Here is a 13,482-nt window from a genome sequence, read left to right on the forward strand (position 1 = left end):
AGTTTACAAATCGTACAATACTAACAGCATACGGTTTGATAGCATTCTGCCGTTATTAATTTAGATGTTTTGAGAGATTTACAGTGAAGCAGCAGACACAACCACAGCCGTACTCCCCGCAAAATCCACCAATGTATACAACAAGCGATGAGATTGATCTGAGAGTGCTTTTAAAGGCATTGTGGAATGGCAAGTTAATCGTCATATTGGTTACTGCTTTATTTACGGCTAGTAGTATTGGTTTCGCATTGTTGACTCAAGAGTGGTGGTCTTCTAGCGCGAAAATTGCAGAAGCTCAGCCTCAAGATACCTCTTCGTACCAACAACAAGTAAAACAGTTCCAACCAGTCTTTAATATTTACCAAGATGATGGCACTGTTTTGGTAAATAAAGAATTAGACAGTTTGGTTGACTCAACAATACTGTTTAGGCGTTTCATTAATACTTTTAATTCAACTAATAATAAAAGGGAATTTTTAGATAAAAGCCCTGAATTTAGTAAGTTTAAATACTCTGCTTTGGTTGATGCAGATGGTTCTGAAATTTCAGATAACGCTGTTCGTGTTTTATATATGCAGTGGTTTAGTCGGATCGCTGCATCTGTAGTAGATGAAAAAAAAGCGAACTCCTCATACTCCATCAGTTTTCAAACAATGGATAAACAACGTAGTTTTGATTTGTTAACTGCTTACATATCGATGACTGAATCTAAAGTTCATGGAGATGCATTTAATAACTTACGAGCAGTGGTGAATAGTAAGCGAAACGAGTTGGTTCAACAAAAAAAGATTTTAGAACGTCAAGCAAGCAATAAGCTATTAGTTGAAACTGAGCGAGCAAAATACGCAGCCCAAATTGCCAAGTCTGCTGGCGTAGAAAAACCGGTCCAAACTGGTAATGAAAAAGAACTGTTTAGCATTGACTTGGGGTCTAAAGGCTTAGATGCGAAAGTTAAAGCTCTAAAGTCAGTTAAAAATTTAAGCGTAATAGAGCCTCGCTTGCAACAGATTAACGCAAAGTTGGATATGCTCAATAACCTTAAAATTGACCGCACCGTTGATTTTCAAACGTTTCGTTATCTAGAAAATGTTGAACAGCCAATTACTCGAGATAAACCCAAGCGAGCTTTGATTGTTGTTCTTGGTACATTGCTCGGTGGAATACTAGGTGTTGCGATAGTATTAATACGTTTTGCGTTTAGAAAAGAAGATTAAGTTTAAATGGTCAGTGTGACCCACTGGCCATTCTGCTTTCTACAGATGTGTAGTTTGAGTTTCCTCACAAAAGTCCTACTTCCCCCTTGGGTTCTTCCACATCGCCCCAACATATTGGGTAACCCCATGCCAATCGTGGCAACTATCAAATTAAATGGAAATTATCAGGAGATCCGACCGATGAATATCCGTCCTCTACACGACCGAGTTATCGTTGAGCGCCAAGAAGTTGAATCTAAATCTGCTGGTGGCATCGTTCTAACTGGTTCTGCCGCTGAAAAATCAACGCGCGGTACTATTCTAGCTGTTGGCAAAGGCCGCATTTTAGAAAATGGTTCAGTACAACCATTGGACGTTAAAGTTGGCGATACTGTTATCTTTTCTGAAGGCTACGGCACTAAAACTGAAAAGATCGACGGCAAAGAAGTTCTGATCATGTCTGAAAACGACATCATGGCGATCGTTGAGTAATCCGCGCCACACATTGAACTGATTTAATAAAGAATTTTAAAGGAAATTAAGATGGCTGCTAAAGACGTTAAATTTGGTAACGACGCACGTATTAAAATGCTAGAAGGTGTAAACGTTCTGGCTGACGCAGTAAAAGTAACGCTAGGTCCTAAAGGCCGTAACGTTGTTCTAGACAAATCATTTGGCGCACCAACGATCACTAAAGATGGTGTTTCAGTTGCACGTGAAATCGAACTTGAAGACAAGTTCCAAAACATGGGCGCACAAATGGTTAAAGAAGTGGCTTCGCAAGCGAATGACGCGGCGGGCGACGGAACAACAACAGCAACAGTATTGGCTCAGTCTATTATCGCTGAAGGCCTAAAAGCCGTTGCTGCTGGTATGAACCCAATGGATCTTAAGCGCGGCATCGACAAAGCGGTTATCGCGGCTGTTGAAGAGCTGAAGAACCTTTCTGTTCCTTGTTCAGACACGAAAGCTATCGCGCAAGTAGGTACTATCTCTGCGAACTCTGATTCGACAGTAGGTAACATCATTGCTGAAGCGATGGAAAAAGTAGGTCGTGATGGTGTAATCACGGTTGAAGAAGGTCAGGCTCTGCAAGACGAGCTAGACGTAGTTGAAGGTATGCAGTTCGACCGCGGTTACCTATCTCCTTACTTCATCAACAACCAAGAAGCCGGTTCTGTTGATCTAGATAGCCCGTTCATTCTTCTAATCGACAAGAAAGTGTCGAACATCCGTGAACTTCTTCCGACTCTAGAAGCGGTTGCTAAGGCATCTCGTCCACTTCTTATCATCGCTGAAGATGTAGAAGGCGAAGCGCTAGCAACTCTTGTTGTGAACAACATGCGTGGCATCGTGAAAGTAGCGGCTGTTAAAGCACCTGGTTTCGGCGACCGTCGTAAATCTATGCTGCAAGACATCGCAATCCTAACGGGCGGCACGGTGATCTCTGAAGAGATCGGCTTAGACCTTGAGAAAGTAACGCTAGAAGACCTAGGTCAAGCTAAGCGCATTACGATCACTAAAGAAAACTCAACCATCATCGATGGCGCGGGTAATGAAGAGATGATCAAAGGTCGTGTTTCTCAAATTCGTCAACAAATCGAAGATGCAACTTCTGACTACGATAAAGAAAAACTTCAAGAGCGCGTAGCTAAGCTAGCTGGCGGTGTTGCAGTAATCAAAGTTGGCGCAGCAACTGAAGTTGAGATGAAAGAGAAGAAAGACCGCGTTGAAGATGCACTTCACGCAACTCGCGCTGCTGTTGAAGAAGGTGTGGTTGCTGGTGGTGGTGTTGCACTTATCCGCGCTGCGTCTAAAGTTGCTGGCCTTGAAGGCGACAACGAAGAGCAAAACGTAGGTATCCGCGTTGCACTACGTGCAATGGAAGCGCCTATCCGTCAAATCACGACGAATGCTGGTGATGAAGAATCTGTTGTTGCTAACAACGTTCGCGCTGGCGAAGGTAACTACGGTTACAACGCAGCTACTGGCGAATACGGCGACATGATTGCTATGGGTATCCTAGATCCAACTAAGGTAACTCGTTCTGCACTTCAGTTCGCAGCATCCGTTGCTGGTCTTATGATCACAACAGAAGCGATGATCACTGATAAGCCACAAGACTCTGGCCCTGCAATGCCTGATATGGGTGGCATGGGCGGTATGGGTGGCATGGGCGGCATGATGTAATCATCCCCCTTTCTCGTAACAGAGAAAGCCATACATAAGCTTTGAAAACGGAGACCTCGGTCTCCGTTTTTGTTTTTGAAGAGCAAATACTTAAGAGCAGATACGAGATGCGAGTAATCGGGATGCGAAGAGCTTGAAAAGCAGATGAGGGATGCGAAGAGCTTGAAAAGCAGATGAGGGATGCGAAGAGCTTGAAAAGTAGATAAGGGATGCGGGTAATCGAGATACGAAGAGCTTGAAAGGCAGATGGAGATGTGGGTAATCGGGATACGAAGAGCTTGAAAAGCAGATGAGAGATGTGGGTGATCGGGATACGAGGAGCTTGAAAAGCAGGTGAGGGATGCGGATAATTGAGATACGAAGAGCTTGAAAGGCCGATGGAGATGCGAGTAAGCTAAATTCGAGAAGATAAAAGTATAAGACCTGAACTATCTCTAACTTGGTTCTTTATTAATACTTTTCTACGATGTTCTTTTGAGATGATTAGGTTTTCGGTTTTTAGGTAGAAATTGTGCTTTATAGAAAACTTGATGTTTGGCAACGAAGCCGGCAATTATCGATAAATGTTTATCGGGGAATGTCTATGTGTAGAGACTTTGGTTTCAAAGACCAGATTACTCGCAGTGCTTTATCTGTACCTAGTAATATAGCTGAAGGTTGTGAACGAAAGTCTCTCAAAGAACGTCGGCATTTCTTCGCTATCGCTAAGGGGTCTATAGGTGAATTTGCAACTCAAGCTGATATAGGCTCTGAAGTTGGGTTTATTTCCAAGAACGTTGGTGAGCAATGGCAATCGGAAGCACTTCAAATCTCACGCATGTTAGGAGCTTTAATCAAGTCACTAGAACAGTAAACCACTTCGCTTTCGCCACTCGAATCCCGCATCTGCTTTTACTTCTGCTCTTTGCTTTTCTCATCTCGTTTACTCGCATCCCGTATCTGCTCTTAACCATTGCTCTTTATGATTTAGCGTCTTATATTCAACAGTACAGTTATGACATTGATCTAACATGGATAGCTGTTGAATAAAGGATAATAAATGCTTGATTGAAAATGGATTAATCAAGTCAACAATAAGTCAGTGGAGACTCCCCAATGAAAAAATTACTTTCAGTACTTGCTGTGTCTGCAGCAGTAATGGCACCGGCAGCATTTGCTTCTTCGCCTGTTATGTTTTCAACGATCAACGGCTTCAATGCTCCGGATTCAGATGCGGTTGGTGGTGTACGTTTGGCTTTGCTTCACGGACAAGTAAACGACCTTAAAGGTGTCGATCTTGCGGTTGTGGGTATGTCAGAAACACAAACCACGACGGGTGTGAACCTGGGTATCTTCGGTGCATCAAAAGTGAACCAAGAAATGACAGGTGCATCGCTTGGTTTCTTCAACTGGAATACCGGTAAAACAACGGGTCTTAACCTAGGTGCAGTGAACATCACTAATGATGTGAAAGGCGCGAACGTGAGCTTCGTCAACTACTCTGAAGGCAACACTATGGTTGATGTTGGTGCGGCGAACCTTTCAGAAGTGTCGACGGTTCAGGTTGGTATCTTCAACAAAACCAACAAAATCGAAGGCGTACAGATTGGTCTGATCAACTGTGCTGATAACGGTTTCTTCCCGTGCTTCCCGATTGTGAACTTTGCTAAGTAAATTGTAGTGAGCCTTTCAACTCCCTATTGGCGAGTTGCTTTTTTTAGTAAGGCTTAAAGCTTTCAATGTTTAAACCTATTAACGCCTAAGCCCTTGAGCTTAGGCGTCATTGCTTTCCATTCCATTCCTAACTCACATATCTCAAATGACTCAATAAGCATTCTGTTTTATATTTGCTATTGCAGTATTTTTACTTATAAGTACAATGTGCGATAAATTCCCAACGATGATTTATATGCTTTGATTAATCCCCATACCGTCGATTTTAAAAAGGCTTTTTTAAGTCTAACCGCCAGTTTTTTAGTAGTTTTGAGCTTGTTGCTCGTTGATTCAGCGGAAGAATCAGATAAACAGTATGGAATCGAAAACCAAGGCGTGACACGCTCTTTAGCGGAGCTCACACAGGTCATTAATGCGCTTGAGTACAACATCACTGCGCTCTACCCACTGCATGGTGACACCTACGTATTCTCGCATGAGAAAAAGATCGAAGATGAAACGTGCTATTTCACCAGTGAAGAGCAGCATGCCCCTCGCTTTGACTTTATGTTCTCTGGCCCTCGTGAGATGTGCGACCCGAAATCGGATCTTTATACCGAGGCGGGGAAGCGCCTGTTTATCGCGCCGACCATGGCTTATTTTGCCAATACCATAGAGACCATCTCTGCGATCTACTTCATTTCGAAAGAGAAGTTTATTATCTCTTCCCCCTCCGATATTGCCCAATATATGAAAGGCGATAAGTTTGACTCTGTCGTAAATAGCCGACCATATTGGATCAATACGATTCGCTTTGGCTTAGCTCAGGGGCAAGATCAGGTAGTGTATACCGGCCAATATGATGACTATCTGACGGGTAAAAAAGTAGTGACCCTGACCAAAGGGATATATGTTGATGGTGAGTTCAAAGGGGTATTGGGTGTCGATGGCTATGTCTCTAACCTCGTATCGAACCCTACCCATGGTTATAAAGTCACCAGTACTCGAGGCGCAAACAAGTACGGTTTTATGGACTTTACCTACTCCAAGCCTCTGTATGTTGATGACATTAACACCCAGTTATATCTGAGTATTGAAGAAGATAAGATCGAGCACTTTCTGCATGTATTGGCGATGGAGAAGATTCAGCTTTCGATATTGTTGGTTTTGTATTTGCTCTCGGTTTTATGGCTATGGCGTTTTTATACAAGACAAGAACACCAGCGTTTGAATGACCTAGCAATGCGCGATCCATTAACGGGCTTACTGAATCGACGTGGCTTTGAAGCTCGATTACTGGCTCAGGATGAACAGCCGATTATTGGTGTTGGTGTGTTTGATATCGATGATTTTAAAGTGGTTAATGATCAGTATGGCCACAAAACGGGGGACGAGGTGATTTGCCATGTTGCTCAGTTGATGCTGAACAGCGTTAGGCAGCAAGATATCGTGGCGCGGTTTGGTGGCGAAGAGTTTGTTGTCGCGATCACTGGTGAATCTTCTGAGTTGCTTTCGTCGATCTTTGAGCGAATTAAAAACGATATTAGCCTGCAAAGTTATCGATGTCCTACGGGTGACAAGGTGAATATCTCAGTGTCTGGTGGCGCGACGCTCTACTCTCTGTATAAGTTCGACAGTGTCGGGCACTTGTGGGAAAACCAGAGTATTCGTTCGTCGGATGAGCAGCTCTATAAGGCCAAGGCTGCAGGTAAGAACCAGGTGTGTATTCAGGTGTATTAATTAGTTGGATACACAAAGGCCTAGTCGTGTGACTAGGCCTTTTTAATGTCTGTCTCAGGTTGAGGTTACTTCTTCACGCGGCCTTTTCTCATCCACTTCTGATGCACACCACGACGCAGGCTCTGGAAGCTGTTTTCCACTTTATCGACACCAAGCAGGATAACCAGCGCCATTAGCGTGATGATGACAGACTGAGAAAGGTGCCCTAAGGCAATCATCATCCCTAATGCAGCGAGTACCCAGATAATCGCAGCTGAAGTCACGCCATGAATCTTGCCATCCAATGTCATCATGACCCCTGCACCAAGGAATCCAACACCCGTAATTATCTGACCAAGCACACGGGCCTGATCGAGCGTGTTAGGAGATAGGCTAATCGCCATGGTGAGGAAGAAGTAGGTACCACTGATGATCAGAATCGACGTTCGGATTCCGACGGGTTTACCGCGTGTTTGCCTTTCGATTCCGATTAAAGAACCACATAACATGCATGCTGCGAGGCCTGCCCAGCTAAAGGGGGCAAGGTTGAGAGTTTGTTCTATAAATTGTGACATATCACCCCTCCTAAAAATTTAGAATAGAGCCGAGTATGCTAATAATAGACCGGACGATCGAACAAAAAATTTTTGTCTTAACGACTGATAGAGGTGACTTAAAAGCTAGCAGCCGCTTGTCGTTAATTCAAAGCTAGGCGCAGAAGAAGAGGTTGCTTCGTTGTACAGTAAGAAGCAGTCTTCCGAAGATTTCTTCTTACTTTTGGTCATGAAACGAATCCATGGTATTTCTTTAGAAGTATTATGGAAATACCATTCAGCAGGATCATTCGCATTAAATATGGAATCTGCGAAAGTACTTTCAATCAACAGACTCCAAGCATTTGCTGAGTCTGCCGCTGGGTACCCATATGCAAGTTCTATGTTGTCACCTTCGATTGTAATTTTAGCAGCGCTTAACTTTTCTAAACCTTGCTGAATTGCAATCGGGTAAACCATGTCAGCAGCACTTTGCATACCGCCTCTCAAACCTTGAAGGGCTGAAATTCGAGCATCACTCTGTAGATTGAGAAATTTCGACGCCGCAGTCACTGAAATAATGCCTAAAATAACAATTACGATGACCAATTCGATCATGGTAAAGCCTCGGTTAGAGGACCAGTTATTGTTCGGATGCGTCTTCATTTTGGTAACTTCTTTATTCAATATGTAAGTCGAGTGGCGTCTTGCTGCTGCGGCCGCCAATCTCGCGAGTTAACTTAGGCACTAGGTAGCCAGAAACCTCAGAGATCAAACCCTTAAAGTGCATTTTTGCTTCTTCATCGGAGATATAGAAGTGAGCGGCGCCCTGAACTTTATCAAGTACATGCATATAGTAAGGTAAAACACCGGCATCGAATAGCTTTTCGCTTAATTCTTTCAAAGAGTTAGCGCTATTGTTAACGCCTTTTAGCATTACACCCTGATTAAGCAGAGTCGCCCCAGTTAGCTTCAACTTATGGAAAGCTTGTTTGAGTTCTAAATTGATTTCATTGGCGTGATTGATATGACTGACCATCACCACATTGAGGCGAGTTTGAGCTAATAATTGGCACAGTTCATCTGTCACTCGAGCAGGGATTACAACCGGTAATCGGCTATGAATTCGAACGGTTTTTACATGCGGAATCTGTTCGATGGCATGGATCAGCCATTCGAGTTCGCTGTCTTTGGCCATCAAAGGGTCACCACCGGATAAGATAACCTCGTTGATCTCTGGATGAGCGGCCACATAGTCGAGGCTAGTTTGCCACACAGACTTCGAGCCCTTGTTGTCTTGGTAAGGGAAATGACGACGGAAGCAGTAGCGGCAGTTTATGGCACAGCCCCCTTTTACAATCATCAATGCGCGGTTCTTGTATTTATGCAGCAGTCCTGGAATCGCATTTTCTTGCTCTTCTAGTGGATCGGCTGAATAGCCTTGATGAACCTCGAATTCTTCGTTGAGTGGTAACACCTGACGCAATAGAGGGTCGTGTGGGTTGCCTTTTTCCATTCGCTCAACAAAGCTAAGAGGAACTCGAAGTGAAAACAACTCACGTGCTGCGAATCCTTTTTGCCACGGTGTTGGGTCTATTTCCAATGCTTGAAGCAGTTTTGTCGGGTCAGAGATCGCATTCGATAGTTGTTTGAGCCAGTTTTGCTCAACAGATTCGACTTTTCGGGTTATGATATGCGGCATTGAAATTAACTCAAAGATGTGGAAGAGAAAATCATGGCGTCAGTAAGCACCAATGAATTCAAAGGCGGTTTAAAATTCATGTTAGATAATGAGCCTTGCGCAATTATCGACAATGAATACGTTAAGCCAGGTAAAGGCCAAGCGTTTAACCGTGTAAAACTTCGTAAACTGCTGTCAGGCAAAGTGTTAGAGAAAACATTCAAGTCAGGCGAAAGCTTTGAGCTTGCAGATGTTGTTGACGTTGAATTAGGCTACCTATACAACGATGGCGAATTCTACCACTTCATGAACAACGAAACATTTGAGCAAATCGCAGCAGACGTAAAAGCAGTCGCTGATTCAGCAAAATGGTTAGTTGAAAATGACGTTTGTACTCTAACGTTGTGGAATGATAACCCTATCACTGTTACTCCGCCAAACTTTGTTGAGATCCCAGTAACTGAAACTGATCCTGGCCTGAAAGGCGATACACAGGGTACGGGTGGTAAACCTGCAACTCTAGCAACAGGCGCGGTCGTTCGTGTACCTCTATTCATCGCTATCGGTGAAGTTGTTAAAGTTGATACTCGTACTGGCGAATACGTTGGTCGTGTAAAATAGTTTGATTGTGCCCATCTTGTTTAGGGTGGCTCAGTGAAATAGAAAAGGTCGCTTATGAGCGGCCTTTTTTGTATCTGGCGATCAGGAAAGCAGAAGAGCAGAAGGGCAGATGCGAGTAATCGAGATGCGGGATGCGAAGAGCTTGAAGAGCAAGAGCGAGTTAGAGGGTAAGAGATTCGACAAGCAATAAAAAAGCAGAGCTGGATAACCTAGCTCTGCTTTCGCTTTTCTGCTTTTAAGCTCTTCGAATCTCGTTTACCCGAATCCCGCATCTGCTTTTAAGCTCTTCGAATCTCGTTTACTCGAATCCCGCATCTGCTTTTAAGCTCTTCGCATCTCGTTTACTCGAATCTCGTATCTGCTCTTAAATCATGAAGATGAAGATAACAGATAGCGCGCTGATTAGGCCTGCAACGAAGTAGCAGCCAACTTTACCTGCAACGCCGACGTGGAACTTAAGGTCGTGCATGCCGTGGTGAAGACGGTGCATTGCGTGCCACATTGGTAGTGCTAGTGTACCGATGATGAATAGCGCACCGATAATGCTGGTGGCGAACTCAGAGACACGTTCGTAGCTCATTGCATCCGTATCGATAATGCCCATCGGCACTAAGATACCCAGCACTAGAATCGTGATTGGTGTGATCATCGCGAACCAAGTACCGCCAGCGCCGAATAGGCCCCACCAGATTGGTTCATCAGAGCGTTTCGGATTGTGGTTAACATTGTAATTTGTGTTCATAACGAAGCTCCTTACACCACCATAAGAACGATTAAAGAAATAAATGCCACCGCTGCCCACTGGGTCAGTACGATGATTCTTTTATCTACCAATTTGCCTTTAAGACGGATTGGCATTACTTGAGGCATCATGCTGAAGAAGGTCTGAGCGTGCAGTAAGCTGCCTAGCAGTGCCACGATATTAATACCGATAACGATAGGGTTAGCCATAAAGCTTAACCAACCTTCCCACGCTTCAGGACCTTTCACTAGCGAACCCAAACCGAAGGTTAGGAACAGAGTGAATAGAATCAAAGGCAGTACAGTCGCTTCACGTAGCATGTAGAAACGGTAGAACGGATGGTTGCTCCACCACGTTCTCTTCATTTCACGAACATAAGGTTTACGATTGCTCATATTACGCTTCCTCCGTCGCTTTAACCGGCTCGCCATCAGGTTTGAACATCGAGATAACGAAGTCCATTGAAGACTCAACTTTACCTTGGTTTACTGCCGCTGCTGGGTCTACTTTCTTCGGACATACGTCAGAACAGTAACCTACAAACGTACAGCCCCAAGCGCCATTGTCGCCATTGATAAGCTTCATACGTTCAGCCTTACCATTGTCACGGCTATCTAGGTTGTAGCGGTGAGCAAGAGCAAGTGCTGCAGGGCCGATGAACTCAGGGTTTAGACCAAACTGAGGACACGCTGCGTAACACAAACCACAGTTGATGCAGCCAGCGAACTGTTTGTACTTCGCCATTTGCTCTGGAGTTTGGATGTTAGTGCCGTCTTCTGGCTTGCGGTCGTTACCAATGATGTAAGGCTTGATTGCTTCAAGGCGCTCGATGAACGGCGTCATGTCGACAATCAAATCTTTCTCGATTGGGAAGTTAGCCAAAGGCTCAATCTTGAAGCCATTCGGGTAGTCACGTAAGAAGCTTTTACATGCCAGTTTTGGCACGCCATCAACCATGATGCCGCAAGAACCACAAATCGCCATACGACAAGACCAACGGTAAGACAGGTCTTTATCTAGGTTATCTTTGATGTAACCAATCGCATCAAGTACTGACATGGTTTCATCAAACGGAACTTCAAAGGTTTGAAAGTGAGGTTCTGCATCGTGCTCAGGGTCATAACGCAGGATTTCAATTTTTTGGATTCGATTCGCTGACATTATGCTTGCTCCTCTTCGCTCTTCTTAGCATTCTCTTCTGCCGCTTTTTCAGCAGCAGCGGCTTTCTCGGCTGCTTCACCGTATAGACGAGCTTTAGGTTGAGATTTAGTAATCTTAACGCCGCTGTAGTCGATAGTTGGTGCTGCATCTTCGTTGTAGAAAGACAGAGAGTGTTTCAGGAAGTTCACGTCATCACGTTCTGTGCAGTTGTCGTCTAGACGTTGGTGTGCACCGCGAGACTCTTTACGAAGGATCGCTGAGTGAACCATTGCTTCAGCAACTTCAAGACCGTAGCCCACTTCGATAGCGTAAAGTAGGTCAGTGTTGAACACTTTGCCTTTGTCTTTAATGCTGATCTTCTTGTAGCGCGCTTTCAGTTCAGTGATTTTGTCGATGGTTTCTTGCATCAAGTCTTCTTGACGGTAGATACCACAACCCGCTTCCATGGTGTGACCCATTTCAGTACGGATATCAGCCCAGTTCTCATCGCCTTCTTGAGCTAAGATACCTGCGATGCGATCTTCAACCGCTTTAATTTGCTTAGTGATGGCTTCTTCATTCCAGCCTTTGAATTCAGCTGCACGTTTCACGGCTTGTTCACCGGCTACGCGGCCAAATACGACGAACTCAGCCAGAGAGTTAGAACCTAGGCGGTTTGCACCGTGTAGGCCAACTGAAGCACATTCACCAACGGCGAATAGGCCTTTAATGCGAGTCTCACACGTACCGTTAGTTTCAATACCACCCATGGTGTAGTGAACGGTAGGGCGAATTGGGATTGGCTCTTTTGCTGGGTCTACGTTTACGTACGCTTTTGCAAGCTCACAGATGAACGGAAGACGCTCTTGCAGGTACTCTTCACCAAGGTGGCGAAGGTCAAGGTGTACGACATCACCAAGCGGGTGCTTGATAGTGTTGCCTTTCTGTTGCTCGTGCCAGAATGCTTGAGAAACTTTGTCACGAGGACCCAGTTCCATGTATTTGTTTTTCGGCTCGCCCACTGGAGTTTCAGGGCCCATGCCGTAATCTTGCAGGTAACGGTAGCCGTTCTTGTTGACGATGATACCGCCTTCACCACGACAACCTTCGGTCATCAAGATGCCAGTACCCGGTAGGCCTGTTGGGTGGTATTGAACGAACTCCATATCACGCAGTGGAACACCGTGGCGATAAGCCATTGCCATACCGTCGCCAGTTACGATGCCGCCGTTGGTATTGCAGTGGTAAACACGACCTGCGCCACCCGTTGCTAATACAACAGATTTCGCTTTGATCGTAACAAGCTCACCTTCAGACATATGAATCGCGATTAGGCCTTGTACTTCGCCATCTTCAACGATCAAATCCACCACAAAGTACTCATCAAATCGTTTGATTGTGTCGTACTTCATCGAAGTCTGGAACAGAGTATGAAGCATGTGGAAGCCGGTTTTATCCGCTGCGAACCACGTTCTTTCTACTTTCATACCGCCGAATCGGCGTACGTTTACTTCACCGTTTTCTTTACGACTCCATGGGCAGCCCCATTGTTCCATTTGGATCATTTCGCGAGTCGAGTTTTCAACAAAGTATTCAACAACATCCTGTTCACATAGCCAGTCGCCACCGCCAACAGTATCGTTGAAGTGGTTATCTAGACTATCTTCGTCTTTAATTACTGCTGCTGAACCGCCTTCTGCCGCTACCGTGTGCGAACGCATTGGGTAAACTTTAGAAATCAGTGCTACTTCCAATTCAGGATTAGCTTCAGCCGCAGCGATAGCTGTACGAAGACCAGCGCCGCCTGCGCCGATGACTGCGATATCTGTGGTAATTGTCTTCACAGTTATTCTCCAGTGTGATGCGGAGTATTCCGCTTGTTATTATAAAAAAGCTTATTGGTGGCACTTACTAATTAATAGTACGTAAACGGCATCAACCGATCATCACCCCTAAGCCTTAAGTGGTAGGTTCAGTGTACGAGAGGAAGGTATTTGAAAAGTTGATGTATTTGGGTTTTTAGGTCGGTAA

Annotated in this window: 14 protein-coding genes; 7 read left to right on the forward strand and 7 right to left on the reverse strand. The window is 44.7% G+C overall.

Annotated elements, in window-relative coordinates; all coding sequences use genetic code 11:
* Nucleotides 1-83: 83 nt before the first annotated feature.
* From M4S28_RS02415 to M4S28_RS02440, 6 genes are all read left to right on the forward strand, one after another.
* Complete coding sequence (locus tag M4S28_RS02415; RefSeq protein WP_249632257.1) at nucleotides 84-1,214, forward strand: LPS O-antigen chain length determinant protein WzzB; 1,131 nt, start codon at nucleotides 84-86, stop codon at nucleotides 1,212-1,214.
* Between the two features lie 180 nt (nucleotides 1,215-1,394).
* A complete protein-coding gene (locus tag M4S28_RS02420; protein WP_004733324.1) occupies nucleotides 1,395-1,685 on the forward strand; it encodes a co-chaperone GroES in 291 nt (96 codons plus the stop codon).
* A 51-nt stretch (nucleotides 1,686-1,736) separates the two neighbouring features.
* Nucleotides 1,737-3,383: a chaperonin GroEL gene (gene groL / locus M4S28_RS02425; RefSeq protein WP_017079119.1), complete on the forward strand. Its 1,647-nt coding sequence runs from the start codon at nucleotides 1,737-1,739 to the stop codon at nucleotides 3,381-3,383.
* 577 nt (nucleotides 3,384-3,960) lie between these two features.
* The gene (locus tag M4S28_RS02430; protein ID WP_249632258.1) at nucleotides 3,961-4,236 is read left to right on the forward strand and encodes a four helix bundle protein; all 276 of its coding nucleotides are present in this window, start codon (nucleotides 3,961-3,963) and stop codon (nucleotides 4,234-4,236) included.
* 242 nt (nucleotides 4,237-4,478) lie between these two features.
* Entirely contained in the window at nucleotides 4,479-5,036 is a 558-nt protein-coding gene (locus M4S28_RS02435) for a VC2662 family protein (RefSeq protein WP_054542846.1), read from the forward strand.
* Between the two features lie 240 nt (nucleotides 5,037-5,276).
* Nucleotides 5,277-6,755, forward strand: coding sequence for a sensor domain-containing diguanylate cyclase (locus M4S28_RS02440; RefSeq protein ID WP_249632259.1), 1,479 nt, complete (start codon nucleotides 5,277-5,279; stop codon nucleotides 6,753-6,755).
* Between the two features lie 65 nt (nucleotides 6,756-6,820).
* Here M4S28_RS02440 and M4S28_RS02445 read toward each other — a convergent pair whose 3' ends face one another.
* The 3 genes from M4S28_RS02445 to epmB form a co-directional block, all read right to left on the reverse strand.
* Entirely contained in the window at nucleotides 6,821-7,309 is a 489-nt protein-coding gene (locus M4S28_RS02445) for an MgtC/SapB family protein (protein WP_004733333.1), read from the reverse strand.
* A 105-nt stretch (nucleotides 7,310-7,414) separates the two neighbouring features.
* Nucleotides 7,415-7,933 (reverse strand): prepilin-type N-terminal cleavage/methylation domain-containing protein, encoded by a 519-nt coding sequence (locus M4S28_RS02450; protein ID WP_249632260.1) that lies wholly within the window; start codon nucleotides 7,931-7,933, stop codon nucleotides 7,415-7,417.
* Nucleotides 7,934-7,946: 13 nt separating this feature from the next.
* The gene (gene epmB, locus M4S28_RS02455) at nucleotides 7,947-8,969 is read right to left on the reverse strand and encodes an EF-P beta-lysylation protein EpmB (RefSeq protein ID WP_249632261.1); all 1,023 of its coding nucleotides are present in this window, start codon (nucleotides 8,967-8,969) and stop codon (nucleotides 7,947-7,949) included.
* 33 nt (nucleotides 8,970-9,002) lie between these two features.
* Here epmB and efp point away from each other — a divergent pair, with 33 nt between their 5' ends.
* On the forward strand, nucleotides 9,003-9,569 hold the full coding sequence (efp, locus tag M4S28_RS02460; protein WP_004733338.1) for an elongation factor P: 567 nt from the start codon (nucleotides 9,003-9,005) through the stop codon (nucleotides 9,567-9,569).
* A 364-nt stretch (nucleotides 9,570-9,933) separates the two neighbouring features.
* Here the strand turns inward: efp and frdD are convergent, their stop codons facing one another.
* From frdD to frdA, 4 genes are read right to left on the reverse strand one after another with little or no spacing between them, the layout of a single operon-like run.
* Nucleotides 9,934-10,311 carry a fumarate reductase subunit FrdD gene (frdD, locus tag M4S28_RS02465; protein WP_076669302.1) on the reverse strand — a complete coding sequence of 126 codons (378 nt, stop codon included), beginning with the start codon at nucleotides 10,309-10,311 and terminating at the stop codon, nucleotides 9,934-9,936.
* Nucleotides 10,312-10,322: 11 nt separating this feature from the next.
* Entirely contained in the window at nucleotides 10,323-10,706 is a 384-nt protein-coding gene (frdC, locus tag M4S28_RS02470) for a fumarate reductase subunit FrdC (RefSeq protein ID WP_017076351.1), read from the reverse strand.
* A 1-nt stretch (nucleotide 10,707) separates the two neighbouring features.
* Nucleotides 10,708-11,472, reverse strand: coding sequence for a succinate dehydrogenase/fumarate reductase iron-sulfur subunit (locus M4S28_RS02475; protein WP_004733343.1), 765 nt, complete (start codon nucleotides 11,470-11,472; stop codon nucleotides 10,708-10,710).
* Complete coding sequence (frdA, locus tag M4S28_RS02480; protein ID WP_004733344.1) at nucleotides 11,472-13,295, reverse strand: fumarate reductase (quinol) flavoprotein subunit; 1,824 nt, start codon at nucleotides 13,293-13,295, stop codon at nucleotides 11,472-11,474. Before frdA ends, M4S28_RS02475 begins: the two co-directional genes overlap by 1 nt.
* Between the last annotated feature and the right edge of the window lie 187 nt (nucleotides 13,296-13,482).

This window comes from Vibrio sp. J383, from assembly GCF_023503985.1.
In the GTDB taxonomy this organism is placed as follows: Bacteria; Pseudomonadota; Gammaproteobacteria; order Enterobacterales; family Vibrionaceae; genus Vibrio; species Vibrio splendidus.